The sequence below is a fragment of the Olivibacter domesticus genome (genome assembly GCF_900109575.1).
In the GTDB taxonomy this organism is placed as follows: domain Bacteria; phylum Bacteroidota; class Bacteroidia; order Sphingobacteriales; family Sphingobacteriaceae; genus Olivibacter; species Olivibacter domesticus.
Genome location: NZ_FOAF01000002.1, coordinates 116,887 through 143,511, shown reverse-complemented (window position 1 = coordinate 143,511; position 26,625 = coordinate 116,887). Strand labels below are relative to the sequence as shown.

22 protein-coding genes and 1 tRNA gene are annotated in these 26,625 nt (G+C 36.6%); 16 read left to right on the top strand and 7 right to left on the bottom strand.

Features of this window, described 5'->3' with window-relative positions; genetic code table 11:
- Positions 1-20 precede the first annotated feature (20 nt).
- The 6 genes from rpsO (at position 21) to BMY50_RS11270 (ending at position 6,256) form a co-directional block, all read left to right on the top strand.
- Positions 21-299, top strand: coding sequence for a 30S ribosomal protein S15 (gene rpsO, locus BMY50_RS11295; protein WP_093324157.1), 279 nt, complete (start codon positions 21-23; stop codon positions 297-299).
- Positions 300-432: 133 nt separating this feature from the next.
- Positions 433-2,577 carry a polyribonucleotide nucleotidyltransferase gene (gene pnp, locus BMY50_RS11290; protein ID WP_093325722.1) on the top strand — a complete coding sequence of 715 codons (2,145 nt, stop codon included), beginning with the start codon at positions 433-435 and terminating at the stop codon, positions 2,575-2,577.
- A 149-nt stretch (positions 2,578-2,726) separates the two neighbouring features.
- A complete protein-coding gene (rpe, locus tag BMY50_RS11285; protein WP_093324154.1) occupies positions 2,727-3,398 on the top strand; it encodes a ribulose-phosphate 3-epimerase in 672 nt (223 codons plus the stop codon).
- 270 nt (positions 3,399-3,668) lie between these two features.
- Complete coding sequence (gene serC, locus BMY50_RS11280) at positions 3,669-4,736, top strand: 3-phosphoserine/phosphohydroxythreonine transaminase (protein WP_093324151.1); 1,068 nt, start codon at positions 3,669-3,671, stop codon at positions 4,734-4,736.
- A 46-nt stretch (positions 4,737-4,782) separates the two neighbouring features.
- Positions 4,783-5,730, top strand: a complete 948-nt coding sequence (locus tag BMY50_RS11275; protein ID WP_093324148.1) for a D-2-hydroxyacid dehydrogenase — start codon at positions 4,783-4,785, stop codon at positions 5,728-5,730.
- 438 nt (positions 5,731-6,168) lie between these two features.
- Positions 6,169-6,256, top strand: a tRNA-Ser gene (locus tag BMY50_RS11270).
- 242 nt (positions 6,257-6,498) lie between these two features.
- Here BMY50_RS11270 and BMY50_RS11265 read toward each other — a convergent pair.
- Positions 6,499-7,764 (bottom strand): condensation domain-containing protein, encoded by a 1,266-nt coding sequence (locus BMY50_RS11265; RefSeq protein WP_093324146.1) that lies wholly within the window; start codon positions 7,762-7,764, stop codon positions 6,499-6,501.
- A gap of 364 nt (positions 7,765-8,128) precedes the next feature.
- Between BMY50_RS11265 and BMY50_RS11260 the strand changes: the two genes are divergently transcribed.
- Positions 8,129-8,653, top strand: a complete 525-nt coding sequence (locus BMY50_RS11260) for a cupin domain-containing protein (RefSeq protein WP_093324143.1) — start codon at positions 8,129-8,131, stop codon at positions 8,651-8,653.
- A 30-nt stretch (positions 8,654-8,683) separates the two neighbouring features.
- Here BMY50_RS11260 and BMY50_RS11255 read toward each other — a convergent pair whose 3' ends face one another.
- The 4 genes from BMY50_RS11255 to lgt form a co-directional block, all read right to left on the bottom strand.
- Complete coding sequence (locus tag BMY50_RS11255; protein WP_093324140.1) at positions 8,684-9,664, bottom strand: polyprenyl synthetase family protein; 981 nt, start codon at positions 9,662-9,664, stop codon at positions 8,684-8,686.
- 38 nt (positions 9,665-9,702) lie between these two features.
- Complete coding sequence (rnr, locus tag BMY50_RS11250; protein WP_093324137.1) at positions 9,703-11,838, bottom strand: ribonuclease R; 2,136 nt, start codon at positions 11,836-11,838, stop codon at positions 9,703-9,705.
- A 121-nt stretch (positions 11,839-11,959) separates the two neighbouring features.
- A complete protein-coding gene (locus BMY50_RS11245) occupies positions 11,960-12,412 on the bottom strand; it encodes a Fur family transcriptional regulator (protein WP_093324134.1) in 453 nt (150 codons plus the stop codon).
- A gap of 24 nt (positions 12,413-12,436) precedes the next feature.
- Entirely contained in the window at positions 12,437-13,273 is an 837-nt protein-coding gene (gene lgt, locus BMY50_RS11240; RefSeq protein WP_093324131.1) for a prolipoprotein diacylglyceryl transferase, read from the bottom strand.
- Between the two features lie 207 nt (positions 13,274-13,480).
- Here lgt and BMY50_RS11235 point away from each other — a divergent pair, with 207 nt between their 5' ends.
- Positions 13,481-14,707, top strand: a complete 1,227-nt coding sequence (locus BMY50_RS11235) for a Glu/Leu/Phe/Val dehydrogenase dimerization domain-containing protein (RefSeq protein WP_093324128.1) — start codon at positions 13,481-13,483, stop codon at positions 14,705-14,707.
- Between the two features lie 134 nt (positions 14,708-14,841).
- Here the strand turns inward: BMY50_RS11235 and BMY50_RS11230 are convergent, their stop codons facing one another.
- Positions 14,842-15,546, bottom strand: a complete 705-nt coding sequence (locus BMY50_RS11230; protein ID WP_093325719.1) for an LOG family protein — start codon at positions 15,544-15,546, stop codon at positions 14,842-14,844.
- Between the two features lie 101 nt (positions 15,547-15,647).
- Between BMY50_RS11230 and recR the strand changes: the two genes are divergently transcribed.
- The 6 genes from recR to trpA all read left to right on the top strand — a co-directional run bounded on the left by recR (position 15,648) and on the right by trpA (position 20,990).
- Positions 15,648-16,262 (top strand): recombination mediator RecR, encoded by a 615-nt coding sequence (gene recR, locus BMY50_RS11225; protein WP_093324125.1) that lies wholly within the window; start codon positions 15,648-15,650, stop codon positions 16,260-16,262.
- Positions 16,243-17,085 carry an SDR family oxidoreductase gene (locus tag BMY50_RS11220; protein WP_238383733.1) on the top strand — a complete coding sequence of 281 codons (843 nt, stop codon included), beginning with the start codon at positions 16,243-16,245 and terminating at the stop codon, positions 17,083-17,085. The genes recR and BMY50_RS11220 overlap by 20 nt, the downstream gene beginning before the upstream one ends.
- Before the next feature lie 251 nt (positions 17,086-17,336).
- The gene (gene trpD, locus BMY50_RS11215) at positions 17,337-18,341 is read left to right on the top strand and encodes an anthranilate phosphoribosyltransferase (RefSeq protein ID WP_093324122.1); all 1,005 of its coding nucleotides are present in this window, start codon (positions 17,337-17,339) and stop codon (positions 18,339-18,341) included.
- On the top strand, positions 18,342-18,956 hold the full coding sequence (locus BMY50_RS11210; RefSeq protein ID WP_093324119.1) for a phosphoribosylanthranilate isomerase: 615 nt from the start codon (positions 18,342-18,344) through the stop codon (positions 18,954-18,956).
- 22 nt (positions 18,957-18,978) lie between these two features.
- A complete protein-coding gene (gene trpB / locus BMY50_RS11205) occupies positions 18,979-20,163 on the top strand; it encodes a tryptophan synthase subunit beta (protein WP_093324115.1) in 1,185 nt (394 codons plus the stop codon).
- A 41-nt stretch (positions 20,164-20,204) separates the two neighbouring features.
- On the top strand, positions 20,205-20,990 hold the full coding sequence (gene trpA, locus BMY50_RS11200; RefSeq protein ID WP_093324112.1) for a tryptophan synthase subunit alpha: 786 nt from the start codon (positions 20,205-20,207) through the stop codon (positions 20,988-20,990).
- A gap of 44 nt (positions 20,991-21,034) precedes the next feature.
- On the opposite strand, the gene BMY50_RS11195 is transcribed toward trpA, so the two are convergent.
- Positions 21,035-22,252: an MFS transporter gene (locus tag BMY50_RS11195; protein WP_093324108.1), complete on the bottom strand. Its 1,218-nt coding sequence runs from the start codon at positions 22,250-22,252 to the stop codon at positions 21,035-21,037.
- A gap of 212 nt (positions 22,253-22,464) precedes the next feature.
- Between BMY50_RS11195 and BMY50_RS11190 the strand changes: the two genes are divergently transcribed.
- Together BMY50_RS11190 and alaS are read left to right on the top strand one after the other, a co-directional pair.
- The gene (locus tag BMY50_RS11190; protein ID WP_093324104.1) at positions 22,465-23,838 is read left to right on the top strand and encodes a dipeptidase; all 1,374 of its coding nucleotides are present in this window, start codon (positions 22,465-22,467) and stop codon (positions 23,836-23,838) included.
- Between the two features lie 131 nt (positions 23,839-23,969).
- On the top strand, positions 23,970-26,585 hold the full coding sequence (alaS, locus tag BMY50_RS11185; RefSeq protein ID WP_093324101.1) for an alanine--tRNA ligase: 2,616 nt from the start codon (positions 23,970-23,972) through the stop codon (positions 26,583-26,585).
- Positions 26,586-26,625: the final 40 nt, after the last annotated feature.

Sequence of the window (26,625 nt, the reverse complement as noted above, 5' to 3'; positions counted from 1 at the left end):
GCTTTAATATTATTCAAGTAATGTATTTAAGTAAAGAGTACAAATCAGACATTTTCGCTGAATTTGCTGGTGACGCAAAAAACACAGGGTCTACCGAAGGACAGGTAGCACTATTTACTAAACGTATTGCACATTTAACTGAACATTTAAAGAAAAATCGCAAAGATTTTTCTACTCAGTTATCCTTGCAAAAATTAGTAGGTAAACGTAGATCTTTATTAGCTTATCTATATAAGAAAGATATTGAAAGATACCGTGCAGTTATCAAAGCTTTGCAACTAAGAGATATTATAAAATAACTTTTAGTAGAAAAACAAGAAGCCATCCTTAAAAAGTGATGGCTTTTTTTATTTACCTTTGTGTCAAGTTAAAAAGTCTATAAATAAAAAAACGATGCGTTTTAAAGACGACCAACGCATTAGAGAAAACAACATGAGTTACAATGCAATTAAGAAAACATTCGATATTGGCGATGGCCGCCTCATCGAAATCGAAACAGGTAAACTAGCTAAACAAGCAGATGGTTCTGTTGTTGTGAAGATGGGCGGAACAATGCTCTTAGCAACAGTAGTGTCAGCTCAAGAGGCTAAACCGGGAACAGATTTTCTGCCCTTATCTGTAGATTATCAAGAAAAATATGCTGCTACCGGCCGTATTCCTGGTGGCTTTTTGCGTAGGGAAGCACGTTTATCCGATTATGAGATCTTGATATCTCGTTTAGTTGATCGGGCATTACGTCCGTTATTCCCTGACGATTATCATGCAGATACGCAGGTAATGATTTCCTTAATCTCTGCAGATAAAGATATAATGCCTGATGCGCTAGCTGGCCTAGCAGCTTCGGCTGCAATAGCAGTTTCGGATATACCTTTTAATGGTCCAATATCTGAGGTTCGTGTGGCAAAGATTGATGATAAGTTGATTATTAATCCTTTATTAAGTGAATTGGAGAGAGCCACGCTAGAATTTATCGTCGCCGGTTCGGCCAATGATATTGTGATGGTGGAGGGAGAAAGTAAGGAAATATCTGAGGAAGAGATGATCGAAGCGATAGCTTTTGCTCACCAAGCGATTAAAATACAGGTACAGGCACAGATTGAGCTTGCACAATTGGTGGGCCGCACTGAAAAACGTGTGTACAATCATGAATCAAACAACCCAGAGCTAAAAGAAAGAGTATATGCAGCAACTTATGATAGTGTTTATGAAGTTGCTAAATCGGGCTCTTCAAAAAAAGAACGCTCTGAAAAGTTTGCAGATATAGCCGAAGCTTTTGCTCTTACTCTTGGAGAGGATGTGGATGATGAAACGGTATTCCTGGCGAAAAAATATTTTCACGATGTTCAATATGATGCTGTTCGTAATTTAATATTAAATGAAGGAATTCGTTTAGATGGTCGTGATGTGCGTACTGTTAGACCTATTTGGAGTGAAGTAGATTACTTACCTGCTGCACACGGTTCTGCAATTTTTACGCGGGGAGAAACACAATCACTTACTTCGGTTACGCTAGGAGCGAAAGATGATGAGCAAATGATTGATGGTGCATTTATTAATGGATATAGCAGGTTTATTTTGCACTATAATTTCCCTGGTTTCTCTACTGGAGAGGTTAGACCTAATCGAGGCCCTGGCCGTAGGGAGGTTGGGCATGGAAATCTTGCAATGAGATCATTGAAACAGGTATTACCGGGCCAGGAAGAAAATCCATATACCATACGTGTAGTCTCTGATATATTAGAATCTAATGGTTCTTCCTCTATGGCTACAGTATGTGCCGGTACGCTCGCTTTGATGGATGCAGGTGTGAAGATTACATCCCCTGTTTCAGGAATAGCTATGGGATTAATCACCGACGAAAAAACAGGAAAGTATGCTGTGCTAAGTGATATCTTGGGCGATGAAGATCATTTGGGTGATATGGACTTTAAAGTTACAGGTACCAGTAATGGAATTGTAGCCTGTCAAATGGACTTGAAAATTAATGGTTTAAAATGGGAAGTATTAAAGGAGGCATTGTCGCAAGCCAAAGAAGCTCGTTTACATATTCTTAATGAGATGCTTAAAACCATTGCAACTCCTCGCGAAGATTACAAGGCCCATGCGCCACGTATTGTAAGCCTTAGTATTGATAAAGAGTTTATCGGTGCTATTATTGGCCCTGGTGGAAAAATCATTCAGGAAATGCAAAGGGAAACAGGCGCCACCATTGCAATTGAAGAAGTGGGCGGTAAAGGGATCGTACAGGTTTTTGCCGACAATAAGGCAGCAATTGATGCTGCTGTTGGTAGAATTAAAGCAATAGCAGCTAAACCAGAAGTAGGTGAGATTTATGAAGGAAAAGTAAAATCTATCATGCCTTTTGGTGCGTTTGTTGAAATTATGCCTGGAAAAGACGGTCTATTACATATATCGGAGATCGATTGGAAGCGGTATGAGACGATGGATGGAGTTTTCGAAGTTGGCGAGATTGTAAAAGTAAAATTGTTAGATATTGATAAACAAGGAAAATTAAAACTTTCTCGTAAAGCGCTATTACCTCGCCCGGAAAAAAAGACGGAGACAGAAAATAAATAATAAATTTAAAGCAATTGCCGTCTTGGATAGATAATTTTAAGAGTCTATTTAGGGCGGTAATTTTTATTTAGTGATGTTATCAATAGGAAATGTGGCTTCAGACTGAGTTTTCCGATATTTTAATTTTTTGAAAAACAACCTTATTACGAATGAAACATTTAGTAGCTCCTTCTATTTTATCTGCTGATTTTGCTAATCTCCAACAAGATATTGAGATGATTAATAGAAGTGAGGCAGATTGGGTGCATGTAGATATTATGGATGGTCTATTTGTTCCAAATATCTCTTTTGGTTTTCCTGTACTATCTGCTGTTAAGCGTCATACGGAAAAACCCTTGGATGTACATTTAATGATTGTTGAACCAGATAGGTATCTTGCACAATTTAAAGATGCAGGAGCCTCCAATATTACAGTCCATTTTGAGGCATGTACGCATTTACATAGAACTATTCAACAAATAAAAGAATTGGGATGTAAAGCTGGTGTTGCTATTAACCCACATACTCCTATAAACCATTTGTATGATATTGTTGATGACATCGATCTGGTATGTATAATGTCTGTAAACCCAGGTTTTGGAGGACAGAAATTCATTGAAAATACATACAGAAGAATTCGTGAGCTTCGTATTCTAGCTCAGGGGAGAAACGATAAACTGCTAATAGAAATTGATGGCGGCGTAAATCATGAGAACTCAATTGATCTATTGAAAGCAGGGGCAAATGTTCTCGTTGCCGGCAATACGGTATTTTCAGCAAAGGATCCAATAGCATCTATACGGCTATTAAAAGACGTCTCTCCGTTTACGAAAAGTGTTTAACTGAAAGGAATAATATAAAGGGAGGCACTTGTGCCTCCCTTTATATTTAAAGGTCATTATGAAAAATCGAATGATTGTTAATTGTAATATGTTTAAGTTTACAAAAATATTACCAATATTTTTTTAATAAAATCACTAATTTTTTGAATTATTTTTATAAAAACTTTACATTTGTCTAATACAAATAATTCGTATACTGCTTTGTCTTTTAGATAAAACATGTGAGAATTTGTATACAAACTTATATTCAAATCTATATTTAACTCAATAATGAAACATAATTTTGGTGCCGGACCGTGTATTCTCCCGCAAGAAGTATTTAAGGAAGCGTCGCAAGCAGTAATTGATTTTAATAATTCAGGGCTGTCAATATTAGAGATTTCCCACCGCTCAAAAGCGTTTGAGGCAGTAATAGAAGAGGCAGAGTCGTTGGTTCGTGATTTATTGGCAGTACCTAATGGCTATTCCATATTGTTTTTACAGGGTGGGGCGAGTCAACAGTTTGCTATGGTACCAATGAATTTATTGCCGCAGACGGGTAAGGCTGCATATTTGGATTCGGGCACTTGGGCTTCGAAGGCATTAAAAGAAGCACAAAAATTTGGTACAGTGCAGGTTGTTGCATCATCAAAAGAAGCTAACTATACCTATATTCCAAAGGAATATGATGTACCTACTGACGCTTCTTATTTTCATTATACGTCTAATAATACTATTTATGGAACTGAATTATTCGAAACACCTAAATCCTCAATTCCTTTGGTGTGCGATATGTCTTCTGATATTTTAAGCCGCAAAATTAATGTGGCTGACTTTGGCTTAATTTACGCGGGAGCACAGAAAAATATGGGGCCGGCGGGCGTAACACTTGTTATAGTTAAAGACGACTTGCTAGGCAAAACTGGAAGAGATATTCCTGCGATTTTTGACTATCGTAAGCATATTGAGGCGGGATCTTTATATAATACCCCTGCAGTATTTGCCATTTATGTATCTCTTTTAAATTTACGTTGGTTAAAAGCAAAAGGCGGTATAGAAGAGATAGAACGTGAGAATATTATTAAGGCAAGGACGTTATATGACGAGATTGATCGTAACCCTTTATTTAAAGGCGCGGCACAGGCTGAAGATCGCTCAAGAATGAACGTGACTTTTGTGATGAATAATCCTGAATTAGAAAAAACCTTTTTAGCTTTAACGGAAGAAAGAGGTATGATCGGATTAAAAGGTCATCGAAGCGTTGGAGGCTTTAGAGCATCAATTTATAATGCATTAACAATAACAAGTATTAACGCGCTTGTTGATCTTATGCAGGAATTTGCAGAGAAGAATGCATAATTATCCTTAATTGAAACATTTATTTTAAATCCATACTGCGTATTATATGAAATTATTAGCAAATGACGGTATTGATCCTTTAGGAAAAGAACTATTGGAGAAAGCTGGATTTACCGTTGATACAAATCACATTCCACAAGAAGAATTAAAAGAAAGATTACAAGCGTACGATGCCATAACGGTAAGAAGTGCAACTAAAGTAAGGGAAGACCTTATAAATGCATGCCCTAATCTTAAATTAATCGGCCGAGGTGGTGTTGGCATGGATAATATTGACGTAGAATATGCACGCAATAAAGGAATTGCTGTAGTGAATACACCGGCAGCTTCCTCACAATCTGTGGCAGAATTGGTATTTGCTCATCTTTATAATGGTGTTCGATTTCTATATGATTCTAACAGAAAAATGCCCCATGAAGGGGATAGCAATTTTGCTGGGTTAAAAAAAGCTTATGCAAAAGGAGTAGAGCTGAAGGGTAAAACCTTAGGAGTTATTGGCTTTGGGCGTATTGGACAAGAAACGGCTAAAGTTGCTTTAGGTGTCGGAATGGATGTCATTGCGAGTGATTTCGTAAGTGTTCCTGCATCGCTTACGTTGAACCTTTCTGGCGGTGCTTCGGTTGAAGTGCCTGTGAAACAGGTTGATACAGAAGAATTAATAAGAACTGCCGACTTTATAAGTTTACATGTTCCGTTTTTAGATAAAGCGGTATTAGGAAAAGAAGAATTTGATTTGATGAAAGACGGGGTGGGTATCGTAAATGCTTCAAGAGGAGGAACAATTGACGAGTTGGCCTTACTTGAAGCCTTAAACTCTGGCAAAGTATCTTTCGTTGGTCTTGATGTTTTCGAGAACGAACCTACTCCAAGAAAGGAATTATTAGTGCATCCAAGAGTTTCATTAACTCCTCATATCGGAGCTGCAACAAATGAGGCTCAAGAGAGAATAGGAGAAGAACTGGCAAACATTATTATTTCTTATTTCAAAAAATAATAAATAAGCTTTCTTCTGAATTCACAAAAAAGGGTATCTATTGGATACCCTTTTTTGTGGCGTTATAACCTGAATTCGATTATCCCTTATAACTTCAAAATTCAATAGGTTCTCCAGTTTTTTTACTTTGAATCGGCCATTTTCTTCCTGAAAACGCCTTGAAATAGCCCGCTATTTCTTCATTCTTTTCAATTGAATCTAATCATTTCAAAGCGTTCTGAACCAAAATAATAATCGAATCTGGTTTATAATATTGTCTAAAAAAGATTGTTTGACTAGCAGTGAAAAGCTAAGGAATTTTGATGTGAATTTTAGAAAAAGTCATGCTTTTAAACTTCATGAAAAAATAATTTACACGAAATGAAGGAGTTACTTCTGATGTGTAAAAAAAAAGGAGTTTATGTTTGTTAAAACGGATGGAGTTCGTACTTTTGTGCCGGAAAGTTGGCAGAGTGGTCGAATGCGGCGGTCTTGAAAACCGTTGTCTGTAACAGGACCGGGGGTTCGAATCCCTCACTTTCCGCCAGAGCAACATCAACCCGGCAACAGCCGGGTTTTGTTGTTTTTAGCCTTTTGCGAGCTTGTTCGAACAAAAGATCAAAAACAACAAAAATAACGAACGTAGTGAGTGGTTGATGTTGCTTTGAAGCCCCCTCTTCAGGGATCACCTCGCTTTCTGTCAAGCAATAGGGAAACCTGACGACAGTCGGGTTGCCTATTGCTTGAGGACTTTTCGAATGTATTAGGCGTTCAAAATATCATGTTTGCTTATGAATCGATAGCATCTTTCAGAAATTTCATCGCATTATCTTTTAGAGAGAGGGCATTGTCATATTTGATAAAGTGCTCATCTGATGTAAATATAAAATCAATTTGGCTTCTAAAAGTGGTTATAGATAACGTAGATGGATTGCCAAACGGAAATATTGTTGCCGGTGAGTGCAAGGACTCCACTTCGAGGAGACCATAATTTTCCTTTAATTTAACATTACCCATATTAGATAACGTGAAATCGTGATTTCCTTTATCATTTTTAGCATATTTTGTCATTTTTGGCAAAAATGGCAGGAGGCACTCACTGAACATAAGCAAGTTATGAATATTGAACTTATTTATTTTTGTCAATAGTTGCCTTTTTAACCAATATGATTGATCCCATAAGTTTGTCACTTTATTGCTTTTTGGACGCAGTCCTATTAGTATAGGAAAGGCAAACATTGTATTGCTTTTGATCTGCGGGATAAATTTTCGAGTGTCAACTGCACAATATAATCTTGATCGTGATTTTATTGATTCGGTATTTTTAAACGCCTGTACAAACGCTGCGCATAATACAGCATTAACAGAGACGCCCTCCGCTTTGCACCTTTGAAGAATTGAAATAGATTTTTCTTGGTCTAATTTCCAATGAATCAGGTAAGGGTTTTTTCGTACAATTTCCTTTTTATTAGTTGTAGCAAAAAAAATGAGTTTTGCCAGTTTACTGAACAGAAAAATTTTCATTATATTGATTTTCTTGTTCATGACAGCTGACGGAATAAATTCATTGATGGAAGAAAATGAATTATAAGATCCAATCTCAATACCGGGGCTCGCTAATAAAAGTAAGGTTTCATCAATCAGATTTAAAAGCGACATACCATCACAAATACAATGATGGGCAATAAATATCAGTTCCGAAGTGACCGCCGACCTAAGCCATACGAGCCTAATTAGGGGACCTTTCTTTACATCGAAGGGTATTAGGCATTCAGTGATTGACTCCTTCTTCCAGTCATCATCTGTCATTCGCTTAGAAACACGTATAGGAATGTTCCGAATTGGATCTTGTTTAATAAAATAAGGAGCCCCTGTTTCTTTGTCTTCAAGTACATTGACTCTTAATAGAGGATGCCGGTCTTGAATTCTCGAGACTGCAATATGTAAATTTTTTTCACAAATAATACCTTTAATTTTAATACTAGCAACGACGTTAACAGGTGTTTTTCCACCAGCATACATTGTTCCTTCAATGAGTGTTAGCTTCCTTTTCATACAAAAAATGTCATTATTATGAAACACAACAATAACTAGGTTACAGAGAAATAGATTTTAGGAGTCAATAGACTAACTGCGAATTATCTAAGTTTAAAACGTCATATAAAAAAATAATTGGTTAATAAGCTACGTTAACTTTTTGGTCAATATCATAAATTAGTTCACGTAAATTTACGATTATAATTGCAATTTTTAGATTTTCACAATAATGTTATAGTAAAAGCCCTCAAATTTGAAGGAAATGGACATTCCTTGTACTAAGCAAGCTTTCCGATAATATGCTTAATCCGATAAAGACCAAAACTTATTGCTTTGACGATTGTTTTTTAATATTGAAGCTTATTGTTATTAATTGAGTATTATGTTAGGCCCTGCCCTTATTTTTTTATCTGACGACGGACTATTTCCAAATAGTTCACTACCGGTACTTTATTATAATCAAGTCATCACGAAAGACGGAGATAACAATTCTATAGAATTTATTAAGCTCTTTAATAGTTATAATTGGACAAATCATTGGGTAGGGGGCATTCATACTATTCATCACTATCACAGCAATACGCATGAGGTACTGGGAGTAATAAAGGGAGGTACTACATTGATGCTAGGAGGAGATAACGGACAGAAATTAGATATAGAACAGGGAGATGTATTAGTTATACCAGCGGGTGTAGCCCATAAAAATTTGAGATCAGAAAACCAAGTGTTATGCGTAGGAGCCTATCCAGAAGGTAGGGGATATGATATGAATTACGGAACTTCTGGAGAAAGACCATTAGTGGATAGGAATATCGGCTCCGTGTCAATTCCAGATACAGATCCTATTTATGGAAAAGAGGCAGGTCTTCCTAAGATTTGGCCTCATTATTTTTCGTTTAATCAGTAAGAGAAAATAATCTTTGAGGATTTTTATGCATTATGACTCACGAACAAATAAACCTTTAGTAAATGTTATCAGCACCTGCTTACGGTTTGCGGGGACATCTATTTTTTCTAGTGCTTGAAAGGCCTGGTCCGAAAAGAATGATTTTTTCTCTTCTGCAAGTGTTTTTATGCCATATTTATTATAAATGGAAGTAATAGCGTTTATTTTTTCGTCTACATTATAGTTAGCGTGCCTTTTTATCCATCCTTTTAGCTCTTTTTCTTCTTCTTTTCCTTTTGTTAATCGAATGGCGTTAATCAAAAGAAAAGTCTTTTTATTTTCGATAATATCGCCACCAATTTGCTTGCCAAATTTTTTAGGGTCGCCATAAATATCTAGAAGATCGTCCTGCAGTTGAAATGCAATTCCCATATTTACGCCAAATTCGTAAAGGAGTTTTCTGTCTTTTGGATTAGCCCCGGCTATAAGAGCACCTATTTCTAAGGCGGCACCGAGTAGCACTGAAGTTTTTAACCGTATCATTTGTAAATAATCCTCTTCCGTAACAGAAGGTGAATTTCCAAAATCCATATCTAGTTGTTGCCCTTCGCATACCTCTAAAGCCATTTTGCTAAAGATATGTAATACTTCAGATAAATTATCTGTTTGACTTTTAGATAACAATTGGTATGATGTTATCATCATGGCGTCACCAGATAATATAGCGGTATTAGTATCCCACTTTTTATGAACAGTGTCTTTTCCCCTTCGCAGCGGTGCTTCATCCATGATATCATCGTGCATTAAGGTGAAATTATGAAATACTTCTATTGCTAATGCTGCTGATAGGCTTTTCTCTATTTTTTCACCAAATAAATCGGTTGCTAATAATGTTAGAACAGGTCTTAATCGTTTTCCTCCTATACTTAAAAAGTAACGAATTGGATCGTATAAATTGCTAGGTTCTGTAGGAAAATCTCGTTGTAATAACGTCTGCGCAATGATTGTTTGTAAATCGGCTATAGAATACATGTGGCGAAGATAGAAAAAGTATTTTATTTCGTCAGAAGCTAACTTACCAGCGTGAAATCTATTTGGCGTTTGGCAAGATTAACAGTTTTTACCTTTATCTTTACCTCGTCACCTAACTGATAGCTCTTTTTTTTACGTTGGCCAATGATTGCATAATTTTTTTCATCAAGTGAATAGAAATCATCAGTAATATCCCGTAAGCGAACCATTCCTTCGCATTTATTTTCCTCTATTTCAACATACATACCCCATTCAGTAACCCCCGAAATTATCCCCAAATACGTATTTCCTATTTGATTTTGCAAAAATTCAGCTTGTTTATATTTAATTGATGCCCGCTCAGCATCGGCAGCTTTCTTTTCCATTTGCGAAGCATGCACACACATTTTTTCGTAGGCCTCTTCATTTACGGCTTTGCCACCTTGCAAGTAGTGTTCTAGCAGTCGGTGTACCATAACATCCGGGTAGCGTCTAATAGGAGAAGTAAAATGGGTGTAATAATCAAAAGCTAAACCATAATGGCTATGTTTCTTTAGCGTGTAAACAGCTTTGGCCATGGAACGTATAGCTAACGTTGTTAAAACATTTTGCTCTTTTTTACCTTCGACGTCCAGCATAAGAGCATTAAGAGATTTCGCTATTTCCTTTTCAGATTTTGTATTTATCTTATAACCAAAACGCGCTGCGAATTGGGCGAAAGAAGTAAGGCTTTGCTCATTGGGAGCATCGTGATTTCGATATACAAATGGTAATTTCTTAGTTCCTTTGCTCTGTTTTCCAATGTATTCAGCCACTTTTCTATTGGCTAAAAGCATATAGTCTTCTATGAGTTTATGTGCGTCTTTCCTCTCTTTCGTATAAACGCCTAAGGGTTTTCCGTTTTCATCTAATTTAAACTTAACCTCCGTTGATTCAAAACTAATAGCACCCTGTTTAAACTTGTGCTCTCTTAGGATATATGCTAATTTATTTAATATTAGAAGCTCATTACAAAATTGGCCCTCCTTTGTTTCTATTATTTCTTGCGCCTCTTCATAAGAGAAACGACGATCAGAATGGATAATCGTTTTACCAAACCACTGTTCTTTTACATGCGCTTGATTGTCAAGAATAAAAACCGCAGAAAAGCAAAGTTTGTCTTCATTTGGTCGTAAAGAACATAGATCATTCGATAATCTCTCGGGTAGCATTGGAATAACTCGATCCACTAAATATACAGAAGTGCCCCTTTCATAAGCTTCCTTGTCAAGTTCCGTATCAGCTTTAACATAATGCGTTACGTCTGCAATGTGAATACCGATCTCATAGGTGCCATCTTCTAGCTGACGAAAAGATATAGCATCGTCGAAATCTTTTGCATCTGCCGGGTCAATGGTAAATGTTAAAATATCTCTAAAGTCTTTTCTCTTGTTGATCTCTGTTTCATCTATTATTTCCGGAATTGCCTCTGCCTCTTGTTCAACTTGATTTGGAAAGGCTAAAGGGAACCCATAGTCGGCTAAGATGGCATTCATCTCCGTGTTATTCTCACCTTGCCTTCCCAGCACATGTTTGATCTTACCAACGGGGTTTTTGCTTCCTTGAGGCCAATCAGTAATAGTTACAACGGCCTTATCCTGATCTTTGGCTCCATTTAAATCTTCTAATGGTACATAGATATCGTGGAGCATCTTTCTGTCGTCTGCTATTAAAAAGGCAAAACGTTTTGAGACAGTTACTACGCCTGTGAAATCTGTTCGGAATCTTTCTATAATTTCAACTACTTCACCTTCCTTTCTTCTACCTTTACTTTTCTCATAAGCATACACTTTTACTGTATCGCCGTGTAAAGCGTTACGAAGTTTACGAGGTGCAACATATATATCGTCTTCCAATTCATCTTCAGTGACAATAAATGCTGAACCATCTGCCGTCATGTCTACTTTGCCAATAATGAAGGTTTTAAGCTCTCTTAGCGTAAATTTTCCCTTTTCTGTTTCTTTGAATAATCCGGATTTAATCTTAGACTCTTCTTGAAGAATTGACAGAATGGTATTTTTGGAGATAGGGTCGGTAATATTTAATTTGGCCGACACCTGTTTATAATTTAGCGCTTTATTGCCAGATTTTTCAAAAGCATCAGCAATTAATTGAGTAAGTACATGTTTAATTGCATTTGATTTTTTTGTAGACATACGGTGAACTTTTTGTCTTATATTCTTTATGATGTTAAGCGTCCTTCTCTTTTTTGAAGAGCATTATACATCAATGAAAATACAGTTTTTAAATAAATTGTTTTAAAGATAAAAAAATGCTTTAAGATAACGATGCATTCTTTAAGCTTTGACATTTATTACATGTTCCAATTGCATTCACGGCTATTTGGTCAATGGTAAAGCCTGAAGGGGTAGTTATTTGAGGTAATTTGATTTCTTGCAAACAATATACACTGTTGCATGTCGAGCAAGTGAAATGTACATGTTCGTCATGATGTTGGTGGGTGGTGCATCGAGTAGAACAAATTGCGTAGGTAGCCGTTCCATGAAGGTCGAATACTTTATGTATAATACCCTTTTCCTCGAAAATATTTAAAACTCGATATAATGTTACCCGATCTATATCCTCGCCAATAGATTTTTCTAATTCTGGTTGTGATGTAGCCGTATCTTTATTGAATATTTTTTCAAGCACTTTAAGTCTGGGATGCGTAACCTTGAGACTATGCTTCCGCAAAATGTTTTCAAAAGTTTTAACTTTCTCTTCTTTCATCGCTAGTTGTTTTAAAATCAGATGCTATTTTTTTTGTGCTATTCCTGACGCATTATTGCTTTTAAACATGAAATAAAAGCCAATAGCAATAAATGGTATACTGAGTATTTGTCCCATATTAAGAGTCATTGCACTTTCAAATGATTCTTGGTTTTCCTTCACAAATTCCATCAGAAATCGTAATCCAAAAACAGTAACCATGAAAAAACCAAACAAAAATGCTGGTTTTTGAAACTTACTCTTTTTATATAAATTAAATAGGATAATGAATATCACTAGATATCCCATTGATTCATACAACTGTGCCGGATGACGGGGAATATTATCTACATGTGTAAATACAACCGACCAAGGAAGTTGACTGGGTTTGCCTATAATTTCGGAATTAAAAAAGTTCCCTGTTCTAATTAATGCACCAGAAAGAGCTGCTACAATGACAAGCCTATCTGCAATCCACCAGAAATTAACTTTTGTCTTCCTGCAATAGAGTATCAAAGCGACAATGATTCCAATGGCTCCGCCATGACTGGCAAGGCCTTGATATCCCGTGAAAGTTAAGGTTCCATTCACTGTTCTTATGGGAAGAATCATCTCTAGTAAATGATCTTTGTAATAATCAAACTCATAAAATAAGCAGTGACCTAAGCGTGCGCCAAGGACAGTGCCAATAAATACATAAATGGTGAGTTTATCAAGCAATTCTTGCGATTTACCCTCTCTCTTGAAAATGCTAAGTAATATCACATAACTTAAAAAGAAGGCGAGCATAAAGCACAGCGTGTAATACCGCAAGCCAAAACCTCCGATATGGAAAAGCTCCGGATCGATACCCCATTGAATACTTGATAAAACGGTCAGCATTATTCTATTGATTAATTATTATATCTGCAAATATAAGTTTTTACTGCAATTGTGTTGCGAAGTAATTTGTAAACTTCTGTAAAGATTAAATATTATTCTGTGAATTGTATTTTATGTTATCTAAAATTTTGCTTTAATGTGTTTATGTAGCTATATTTACTTGCGTATAGGCCGATAAACCAATTTGAATAAAATACAAAATATTCCATGAAAAACTTACTATCTCGATTTGAGGATAAAAAACCAGAAATCGTATTCGAATGGAAAGACACACAAACAGAAGCCGAAGGTTGGATTGTAATCAACTCTTTAAGAGGTGGGGCGGCCGGGGGTGGTACGCGAATGAGGAAGGGCCTAGATAGACGCGAGGTGGAGTCTTTAGCGAAAACGATGGAAGTAAAATTTACTGTTTCGGGTCCGCCCATCGGCGGTGCTAAGTCAGGCATAAATTTTGATCCTACCGATCCTCGAAAAAAGGGTGTTTTAGAACGTTGGTTTAAAGTAGTTACACCACTATTGAAAAATTATTACGGTACTGGTGGAGATTTAAATATCGATGAAATAGTAGAAGTGATACCCATAACAGAAAACTATGGTTTATGGCACCCACAAGAAGGTGTACTAAACGGCCATTTTAATGTGCGTGAAAATGAACGCATCCATCAGATTGGGCAACTCCGATATGGCGTATCAAAGGTTCTTGAGGATTTAAAATACACACCCGATCTTAGGAGAAAATATAAAGTAGCTGATATGATTACTGGATATGGCGTTTCTGAATCAGTAAAATACTATTACGAAATGGTTGGAACCGGTTGCAAGAAAAAAAAGGCCATTATCCAGGGATGGGGAAATGTTGCTGCTTCTGCAGGATATTACCTTTCACAACTTGGTGTTGAAATTGTAGGCATCATTGATAAAGAAGGAGGAGTGCTTAATTCCAGGGGATTTACTAAGCTGGAAATTGAACGTTTATTTTTAGAAAGAAAAGGTAATGCTATAAATACCGAACATCTGATCCCGTTTGACGAGATAAATGAGGAAATATGGAATATTGGTGCTGAAATATTTATACCTGCTGCAGCTTCAAGATTGGTTTCTAAAAAACATGTGACATGTTTGATAAACAATGGCTTAGAGGTAATTGCTTCTGGAGCAAACGTTCCATTTGCTGATAGAGAAATATTCTATGGGCCTGTAATGGAATTTACTGATAACAATGTTTCGCTAATACCAGATTTTATTGCCAATTGCGGAATGGCCCGTGTATTTGCTTATTTAATGCAACCCAATATTGAAATAAGTGATGATGCCATATTTTCAGACACTTCGAACGTAATATTTAAAGCGATGAAAGCTATATTTGATTTATCTAAAGAAAGAATAAATTTATCTTCTCGAGCCTACGAAATAGCATTGGCTCAATTGATATAGAAAACAGAAATTTTCTATTCTGTTTTCTATATCACCACTAATAGCCATTACTATTTTATTAAAGAGTAAAGTAGGGCAGTGTTCGTGGAAATTATGCTAAGATCATTTATTCGACGAATTCTTTACAAGTAAAATTAAAAATTAGGTTTAAGTAAGTATTTGTCGTAAAATTTAAATATATGCCCTACAGCTTCTTCTGCAGTATCAACTAAACGATACAAATTGAGGTCTTCAGTACTTATTTTACCTTCTTCCAACATTCTGTCTTTCACCCAATCAAAAAGCCCACCGTAATAAGATTTGCCAACCAGAACAATTGGAAATCTTGCTATCTTGCCAGTTTGTATAAGCGTAATAGCTTCAAATAACTCGTCCATAGTGCCAAAACCACCAGGCAAAACGATATAACCTTGTGAGTACTTCATAAACATTACCTTGCGCACAAAAAAGTAATTGAATTCCATCAATTTGTCTCTATCGATGTATCTATTGTGAAATTGTTCAAAAGGTAATTCGATGTTGAGGCCTACGGACTTTCCTCCTGCCTCATAAGCGCCTTTATTGGCTGCTTCCATAATTCCCGGTCCACCACCAGATATTACTCCATATCCTCTCTCGGTAAGTAAGCGTGCACATTCTTCTGCTACTTTATAATCGCTATGATCTCTTGCTGTACGAGCAGAACCAAATATGGAAACACAAGGGCCTATTTTAGCTAATTTTTCAAAACCTTCAACAAACTCGGCCATGATTTTAAATATCTGCCATGAGTCCTTTACTTTTATTTCCTGCCAAGTTTTGTTTTCAAACGCTTTTCTTATCTTATCTTCACTTGTTATCATATAAGTAAGTTTCTATTAAATGATAGTTTCAGTATCTCAGAAACTGTTTTTGCGCTAATGTAATGAATTTTTTTACCTTTTTCACTTACCTTTGCAGTATGAATTTTTCTTCCAAGCTCTTAGAGAATGCGGTAAATGAGTTTAGCCGGCTACCTGGAATCGGGCAAAAAACAGCATTACGGTTAGTGCTACACATACTTAATCAACCTGCGACAGATGTACAGCGGTTTAGCGAGTCTTTGATGAAACTTAAATCAGATATTTGTTTCTGTACTGTATGCCATAATATTTCAGATCAGGTTATATGTGAGATCTGTACGGCCCCTAAAAGAGATAAAGGATTAATATGTGTGGTTGAAGATACGCGCGATGTAATGGCAATTGAGAATACCAATCAATTCAATGGAGTCTATCACGTTTTAGGTGGATTAATCTCACCTATGGATGGAGTTGGTCCTTCTGATTTAAATATAGAAAAATTGGTGCAGAGATTGCAAGAGAGTCACGTGGAAGAGGTGATTTTGGCATTAAGTGCTACAATGGAAGGAGATACAACAATTTTTTATTTGTATAAAAAATTGAAAGATTTTAATATACAGATCAGTACAATAGCAAGAGGTATTGCTTTTGGTGGGGAGCTGGAGTATGTAGATGAAGTAACGCTTGGACGTTCCATAGTAACACGTGTTCCTTATGAAAGAAGCATCGCCTAGTAATAAGTACATGAAAAACAAGACAATTATCATAACTGGCGCTTCATCAGGAATAGGTCTTGCTTTGGCCAAATCTTTAGCAAAAGAGGGAGCGAATCTAGTTTTGGGAGCAAGAAAATACGTTACTCTTTGTGAAATTGCTCAACAATTAGAATATGAAAGCAAGGTTAAGGTAATTGCGGTACAATGTGATGTTTCTAAAGAAGAAGATTGCAAACGGTTGATTGACCAAGCATTATTAACATTTAAAAGAATTGATATTTTAATAAACAATGCGGGCGTGAGTATGCGGGCATTGTTTAAAGATTTGGATCTATTAGTGTTGAAAGACCTAATGGATATAAATTTTTGGGGTGCCGTTTACTGTACAAAATATGCTTTACCTTCTTTGCTTAATAACAAGGGTTCTGTGGTTAGTGTATCGTCTATTGCGGGATATAGAGGTCTACCTGGTCGTACAGGTTATTCGGCGTCCAAATTTGCGATGAACGGCTTTATGGAATCACTAAGGGTAGAGAATTTAAGAACAGGATTACATGTGATGGTAGCTTGTCCAGGATTTACGGCGTCTAATATTCGAAATACAGCACTCGATAAGAACGGCGATCAATTTGGTGAAACAAGCATGGAAGAAGAGAAGATGATGACTGCCGAACAAGTAGCAGAAATAATACTGGAGGGTATTAAAAAGCGAAAACGAACTTTAATTATGACTGGTCAAGGAAAGCTTGCGGTATGGATGAATAAACTTTTCCCTGCTTGGGTAGATAAAAAAGTGTTTACATTGTTTACAAAAGAGAAAAATGCATTAATCAAGTATTAGTTGACTCAACTAATTTTCAAATTATTTTGCATTTATTGATCTAATTAATCATATTTGCTGGAAGAAAATGAAAACAATTTTTGCACATATAAATTGGTGGTGGCACGAAGGATAATTTGTGGCAAAACCATTTTGTAGTACATCAATATAAAAACTTAACAAAAAGGCTTGCCATATAGCAAGCCTTTTTTTATGGAATTATAAATGCGCTACATTTAATTTAAATAACAGATTTTGGTACTATATTATCAATGAAAAAAATATTATCCCACTTATTCGAAAGCAAAACCTTTACTAAGGAGGAAGCTTATGAAATATTAACCAATATAACTTCTGGAAAATATAATACCTCCCAGATGGCAGCCTTTATGACAGCCTATTGTATGCGGAGTATTACCGTAGAAGAGCTTGCTGGTTTTCGTGATGCGATGTTGGACTTATGCTTAAAGGTCGATTTTAAGGACTATAAATTAATTGATTTATGTGGTACTGGTGGTGATGGAAAAAATACTTTTAATATATCCACACTGGCATCTTTTGTGGTTGCGGGTGCAGGGTACCATGTAGCAAAGCATGGTAATTATGGTGTTTCATCCGGATGCGGGTCTTCTAATGTTATTGAATATTTGGGTTATCAGTTTACAAATGAACTTGATGAGGTTTCTAGAAGTCTAAATGAAGCAAATATATGTTTTTTGCATGCACCATTGTTTCATCCAGCGATGAAAACTGTAGCACCTATACGTCGTGAATTGGGTGTGAAAACTTTTTTCAATATGTTGGGACCTTTAGTGAATCCTGCCGAACCGATTTATCAATCAGTAGGTGTGTTTAGCTTAGAATTAGCTCGACTTTACGGTTACCTTTATCAAAAAACAACTAAACAATATTCAATATTGCATGCCCTAGATGGTTATGATGAAATATCGCTAACAAGTGATTTTAAAGTGATCGGCAATTCAGGTGAACGTTATATACCGTTGGATAAGCTTGGATTTAATAAGGTAGGTGCAAATGAAATACAGGGAGGGGAAACTATTGAGCAAGCGGCCGGGATTTTTATTGCTGTTTTAAACGGCACTGGAACAACTGCACAGAACAATGTCGTTCTGTGTAATGCAGCTATTGCAATACAAACAATTTGTCAAGATAAGTCTTTTGCCGATTGTTACGATGAAGCGAACGCATCACTGTTGTCAAAAAGAGCGTTAAATAGTTTTAACAGACTGATTAAGAAAGAAAAAGTGATCTATTAGATGAGTCTTAAACTGAAAGTTTGCGGAATGAAGTACCCTGCTAACATAGAAGATGTTGCTATGTTAAAACCTGATTATTTGGGATTTATTTTTTATAAATCATCTAAGAGGTATGTTGATGATTTATCTCCTGACTTCGTTAAAGGGATAAAAAACATAAAAAAGGTTGGCGTTTTTGTAAATGAGGAATTTGCTAATATTCAAAAAGCAGTTACTGATTATGATTTAAATCTAATACAATTACATGGAAACGAAAACCCTGCATTTGTAGAAAGAGTGAAAAAATTAGGTGTAGAAGTTATAAAAGCCTTTGGTATCTCTCAAAAATTTGATTGGGAGCAATTAATCGCTTATGAAAATTTGGTTGACTATTATCTTTTCGATACAAAAAGTGAAGACTATGGGGGCAGCGGAGAAAGTTTTGATTGGTCGTTATTAAGTAAATATGTATTAAATGTACCCTTTTTTTTAAGTGGAGGTCTAAGTGCCGAAAATATTGAGAAGGCGAGGGGGTTAACAGACGTACGTTTGCATGCTATTGATGTGAATTCAAAATTTGAATCAAGTGCAGGGTTTAAAGATGTACAATTATTAAAATCAATACTTAAAAAATAAGTGTTAAAATATAAATCTGCAGATGAATAACTATCAGGTTAACGAAAAAGGATATTACGGGGATTTTGGCGGAGCATACATACCGGAAATGATGTACCCTAATATTGAAGAATTAAGACTCCGCTATTTAGAAATAATTAACGAAAATAGTTTTAAAAAGGAATTTGAACAACTACTTAAAGACTATGTAGGAAGACCTTCACCACTCTATTTAGCCAAGCGTCTTTCTGATAAATATGGTGCGAATATTTTTTTAAAAAGAGAAGATTTGAACCATACCGGCGCGCACAAGATCAATAACACGATCGGCCAGATATTATTAGCTAAGCGTTTGGGAAAGAGGAGAATTATTGCAGAAACGGGCGCAGGACAACATGGCGTTGCTACAGCTACCGTTTGTGCATTGATGGGGATGGAATGTGTAGTATATATGGGGGAAATTGACATCGAACGACAAGCACCAAATGTTGCTCGAATGAAAATGATGGGTGCTGAGGTTCGGCCAGCCAGGTCTGGAAGTAAAACGTTGAAAGACGCAACGAACGAAGCAATGCGTGATTGGATTAATAACCCCGTCGATACCCATTATATTATTGGTTCGGTAGTCGGACCACATCCTTACCCAGATATGGTGGCAAGATTTCAGTCGGTCATTTCTGCCGAAACGCGTAAACAGCTCTTGGAAAAAACTGGAAAAGAAACGCCTGATTACGCTTTGGCTTGTGTGGGGGGAGGTAGTAATGCTATAGGAATGTTTTACCATTTTCTAGAAGACGAAAACGTACAATTAATAGCTGCAGAGGCTGCGGGAAAGGGAGTAGATAGTGGACATTCAGCAGCTACTTCTGTGTTAGGAAAGGAAGGGGTATTACATGGAAGCCGTACTATTTTAATGCAAACGGATGACGGACAAGTGATAGAGCCTTATTCAATTTCAGCAGGATTAGACTACCCCGGCATCGGTCCGCAACATGCATTTCTTCATAAAATCGGAAGAACCAAATATGTAAGTATTACGGATGAAGAAGCGATGCAGGCAGGGCTACTACTTACCCGTTTAGAAGGAATAATTCCTGCGATAGAAAGTGCGCACGCTTTAGCTCAGTTGGAGAAAATGTCATTTGCACGTGAGGATGTGGTGGTCGTTTGCTTATCAGGCCGTGGAGATAAGGACTTAGATAACTATATGAAATATTTTAATTTTTAGTAATAGGATGATAATCCTCCTTAGGGGAAAAGATATTTGAAATGAATAGAATTAAGCAACTTTTTGAAAATAGGAATAATAGAAAACTACTTTCTATTTATTTTACAGCCGGTTATCCGCATTTAGATGATACACTACAATTAGCTAAAATACTAGAAGATTCAGGTGTGGATTTTCTTGAAATAGGATTTCCTTATTCTGATCCCGTGGCAGATGGGCCTATTATTCAATATAGTTCAGAAGAGGCATTAAAAAATGGAATGTCTCTAGCGTATTTATTTTCTCAGTTAAAGGAACTCCGCAAGCATATAAAAATTCCTGTTTTATTAATGGGATATGTGAATCCCATGTTACAATACGGTGTTGAACATTTTTGTCAATCATGTGCAGAAGTCGGTGTGGATGGAATTATCGTACCTGATATGCCCATGTATGAATATGAAGAACTATATCAGGAAACATTTAAAAAATATGGCATCAGTAATATCTTCTTAATTACCCCTCAAACTGCAGTTGAACGGATAAGAAAAATTGATGATTTAAGTACCGGATTTATTTATATGGTGTCATCTTACGCCACCACGGGTAAAAATTTGACAGTTTCCGAGGAAACTACTGCTTATTTTAAACGAACTAAGGGGCTAAATCTAAAAAATCCCTTAGTGGTTGGTTTTGGGATAGCTGATCATGCAAGCTTTGAACATGCGTTACAATATGCCGATGCTGCTATTGTGGGCAGCGCTTTTGTTAGATTATTGAGTCAATCCGATTATCTTCAGCAGATCCCATCATTTATTGAAGGTATTAAAGGAGATGTTGTTGTATAGGAATCGATAAAATCTTCTTGATTTCTCATTCCGTCTATTTAAAGCTATCTATTAGTATTAGATAGCTTTATATGTTTTATGATCAAGACAAATCCTATTGCTGTAATAATAGTTGTGACGCCAGTACCCCACCATAAAATTGAAAAACCATAATTAGCGGCTATATGTGTCCCTATATAGGGAGATATAATGTGTGCAGTTGAAAAAGCTAAAGCATTTAAACCCATATAGGCTCCTTGGTTGTGTCTACCGCTTCTAGTAACGGTAACCGTTGCCATAAAAGGGATAGCCATAATTTCTGAAATACAAAGAATGAAAATGGAAAGATATAATAGCCAGATACCACCTTGGAAATTTAAAAACATATAAGAAATACCACATAAAAGCGTACCAAAAACAATTACTTGGCTGGTTGTCATTTTTTTTTCGGCGATATGCACAACCAGCATTTCCAAGGAGAATACCACAGCGCCACTGAATGCTAAAATAGTTCCTATTTGCGATTCACTCAATTTATAAACTGAACGATAAAATAGAGGCAGCGTGTTTAGTAACTGAAAAAAACAGATAGCATAAAGTGTGCATAAGAAACTGAACGCGAGGTACGGTTTATCTTTGTATGGAGACCGTTTAGGGAATGACTGCAGCGTAATTTCGTCCTTTTTTTGTCGATGGCCTTTTTTGTTTTTAAAGTAAGTGAAAAATAATATTCCAGCAAGAATACAGGTAATACCATTTCCGTAAAATAGGAGATTGTATGATACCGAAGCAAGAAAACCGCCCAAGGCAGGGCCTATTGAGAACCCTAAATTGATAGCCATTCTATTAAGGGAAAAAGCTTTCGTTATATTTTCAGGCTTAGCATAATAGGCTATAGATACAGAGTTTGCTGGTCTAAAAGACTCTGAAACAAGGCTTAATAAGAAAATACCAAAAGCTAGCGATTCGAGAGATCTTAGTTGCGGTAATATAAAAAATAGGGGTGCAGTGAAAAATAAACTACCGGCCTGAATTTTAAAATGGCCAAAGCGGTCGGTTAGCCATCCACCAAACCAAGAGCCACCAACAGCCCCTATACCAAAACAGCTTAATATAATGCCTGCATCTTGCATAGAAAATTTAAGTTGATTAGTCATATATACTCCCAAAAAAGGAAGAACCATTGCGCCACTTCGGTTAATAAACATTATTAATGCAAGCATCCACGCAGGACGTGATAGACCACGATAGGCATCCAAGTAAACATGTAAAAAGCGATTCATTATTATAGTAAATAGAGCGATTTATGATAAACAGCGTTTAAGATTTGGTATTTGCGACTTTTTTGGTAAAGTTAGGAAAGCGATGGTATAAAAGTATAGTAAATAAAAGAATAATGAAAAGAAAGACGAGCTTTTACGAATGTTTATCTATGGGTTACGGGACGCTGGAATTTTAAGTGATTTTATGTAGGTTTGCAACAAACAGAATAATTATGTCACACATTAAAGATTATGTTGAAGCCAACAAACAACGTTTTTTAGATGAATTGTTTGAATTGCTTCGTTTTCCTTCCGTCAGCGCTGATTCAAAATACAAAGAAGATGTATTGAAAACGGCAGATTATATCGCTGAGAAATTAACCTCAGCAGGTGCCGATAAGGTCGAAGTCTGTCCAACTGCCGGGAACCCAATTGTATATGGCGAAAAGATTATTGATCCGTCGCAACCTACCGTTTTAGTTTATGGACACTATGATGTGCAGCCACCCGAACCACTGGAATTATGGCACACACCACCCTTCGAGCCAACAGTACGTGACGGTAAAATATTTGCGCGTGGTGCCTGTGATGATAAGGGGCAAATGTACATGCATGTAAAAGCATTTGAGGTCATGCAAAATACAGGAGGGTCGCCTTGCAACATTAAATTTATGATAGAAGGAGAAGAAGAAGTTGGATCTGAAAATTTAGGTCTGTTTGTGAAGGCGAATAAAGAAAAGCTAGCTGCTGACGTCGTTTTAATATCTGATACTGCCATGATCAGTTTAGAGCATCCTTCTTTAGAAACAGGCCTACGTGGACTTTCCTATTTAGAGGTTGAAATAACTGGTCCGAACCGTGATCTACATTCGGGAGTGTATGGTGGCGCAGTGGCAAACCCTGCTACTATCTTAGCTAAGATGATTACCTCTCTTCACGATGAAAATAATCATATTACCATCCCAGGTTTTTATGACGATGTATTGGAATTGAGCAAGGAAGAAAGAGAGGCTCTAAATAAGGCGCCATTTGATGAAGCGGAATACAAAAGCGATTTGGGAATAGATGAGCTTTGGGGTGAAAAAGGATACACAACTATAGAACGCACCGGCATTAGACCTACCTTGGAAGTAAATGGGATTTGGGGTGGTTATATTGGCGAAGGGGCAAAAACTGTTCTTCCTTCAAAGGCATCTGCGAAAATATCTATGCGGTTAGTGCCAAATCAACAATCGGCAACTATTACGTCGTTATTTCAAAAACATTTTGAAAGTATCGCTCCTAAATCTGTAAAGGTAAAGGTAACACCACATCATGGCGGAGAGCCCGCAGTTACGCCAACTGATAGCGTAGCTTACAAGGCTGCTGAAAAGGCAATTGAAGAATCCTTTGGTAAAGCCCCAATCCCTTGTAGAGGCGGTGGTAGTATTCCTATAGTAGCGCTATTTGAAAAGGAATTAGGGTTAAAAACTGTTTTAATGGGATTTGGATTAGACAGTGATAACCTGCATTCGCCTAACGAAAAGTATGATATAGCTAACTACTACAAAGGAATCGAAACAATTCCTTTGTTCCATAAGTACTTCTCAGAATTGAGTAAACAATAAGTTTAATAGGTATTTGTTAATAAAAAGGCTGTCTGGTAACAATTCTGGGCAGCTTTTTATTTAGCATCGATTGCGTTACCTATCATAACTGAAATACCTTAACTTTGTGCATTTAAAATAATACCCATTTAATGACTAGCAGCGAAATACGACAAGCATTTTTAGACTTTTTTAAAAGTAAAGGACATGAGATAGTTCCCTCTGCACCAATTGTAGTGAAAAATGACCCAACCCTTATGTTCACTAACGCAGGTATGAATCAGTTTAAAGAGCTTTTTTTGGGAGAGGCTCCTATTAAATATCCGAGAATAGTGGATACACAGCGTTGTTTGAGGGTATCTGGTAAGCACAACGATCTAGAGGAAGTAGGTATTGATACTTATCACCATACGATGTTTGAGATGTTAGGAAACTGGAGTTTTGGTGACTATTTTAAAAAAGAAGCCATTGCTTGGAGTTGGGAACTATTAACCACCGTTTATGGGATAAGTAAGGATAAACTATATGTTACTGTTTTTGAAGGAGATACTAACGAAGGCTTACCAGAAGATACAGAAGCATATAATTTTTGGAAAGAGTACGTTGATCCATCGAGGATTTTAAAAGGTAATAAAAAAGACAATTTTTGGGAAATGGGAGAGACAGGGCCCTGTGGACCATGTTCTGAGATACATATTGACTGTAGAAGTGAAGAAGAGCGCAGAACGATCGATGGAAGTACCCTAGTTAATGCTGATCATCCGCAGGTGATTGAAATATGGAATAATGTGTTCATGCAGTTTAACCGACTTAAAGATGGTTCACTGCAATCCCTACCAGCTAAACATGTAGATACTGGGATGGGCTTTGAACGTTTGGTACGTGTATTACAAAAAAAAACTTCTAATTACGATACAGATGTTTTTCAACCACTCATCCGAGTGATAGCTGAGGAGGCTCGGGTGGCTTATGGCGATAATGAACAACAGGATATCGCTATGCGCGTGATGGCTGATCATATACGAGCTATATCTTTCGCTATTGCAGACGGTCAGTTGCCATCAAATAACAAGGCTGGATATGTTATCCGAAGAATACTCCGTAGAGCTGTTCGGTATGCTTATACATTTTTAGGCTTTAAAGAACCTTTTTTAAACAAGCTAGTACCCGTGCTCGCTAAACAGTTTGAAGGTGTTTTTGATGAGTTATATGCCCAACAGGATTTTGTGCAGAAAGTAGTTTTAGAAGAAGAATTATCCTTTTTAAGAACCTTGGTGACGGGTATACAGCGTTTTGAAAGCTATACTACGGATAAAGACTTCGTCGACGGCGATTTTGCTTTTGAACTATATGATACTTATGGATTTCCCATTGATTTAACCAGTTTAATGGCACGTGAAAAGGGATGGAATGTAGATATGCTTGGGTTTGATGGGGCATTAAATAAACAAAAAGAACGTTCAAGAGCAGCTACTGTTATTGATACAGGTGATTGGACGGTTTTGAATGAAGAAGAAGTGACCTTTACAGGGTATGATGAGCTCCAAAGTGAAACTAAAATTTTGAAATACCGTAAAATTTCAAGTAAAGGTAAAGATCAATACCAATTGGTGTTTTCGCAAACACCTTTCTATGCTGAGGGAGGTGGGCAGGTAGGCGATACCGGCGTTTTAGTGAATAAAGGATCTAATGAAACAATAGATATTACTGATACAAAAAAAGAAAATGGCTTAATAGTACATTTTTCGAGTAAACTTCCTTCTAATATAGAAGATACTTTTGTAGCGAAGGTGAATAGAAGTAGACGTGCAAATATTGAAAGTAACCACTCCGCTACTCACCTTTTACACGCTGCTTTAAAACAAGTGCTTGGTGATCATGTAAATCAAAAGGGATCATTGGTGAATGATGAGCTTTTAAGATTTGATTTTTCTCATTTTTCTAAGGTCTCTGAAGAAGAAATCATACTTATTGAACAAATAGTGAATGCTAAAATCAGAGAAAACATAGCGTTAAAAGAACAACGTGATATTCCTTACAATGATGCACTTGCTACGGGAGTAATGGCATTATTCGGAGAGAAATATGGCGACCATGTGCGGATCATTACATTTGATGATAGTTTTTCCAAAGAATTATGTGGGGGAACCCATGTAAAGAGTACCGGGTGTTTAGGGTTCTTTAAAATTATTAGTGAAAGTGCCGTAGCTGCCGGTGTTAGAAGAATAGAAGCTATTACGGGCGTACAGGCTGAAGCATATGTAAGAAAGCAGAACGAGCAATTAAACAAATTAAAGGAGATACTTAAAAACCCAAAAGATTTAATAGCAGCCCTGACTTCATTAATTCAGGAGAATAGCAAGCTTAAAAAAGAAGTAGAAAAATCTGTACAAGAGAAGATACAGTTCTTAAAAACAGCTTTAATAGATAACGTGATTTTACTGAATGGCGTGAATTTAATTGCGGAAGAGGTCGATTTGCCTAATGCGGATGCTGTTAAAAATTTAGCATTTACCGTAAAGAACCTAATACCTAAGGATTTATTTTTGGTTCTGGCCGCAAATATCGATGATAAACCGCATTTGGCTGTGATGATTTCTGAAAATTTAATAGATGAACGTGGCTTTGATGCTAGCAAAACAATACGAGAAATAGCAAAGGAAATAAAAGGAGGTGGTGGTGGACAGCCATTTTTTGCTACAGCTGGCGGAAAAGATTTAGCTGGTTTAACAATAGCATTGCAAAAAGTGAGGGACATGATCTCCTAGTGTTTGCTTTTAAACCTATTATTAATACCTATGTCTTACA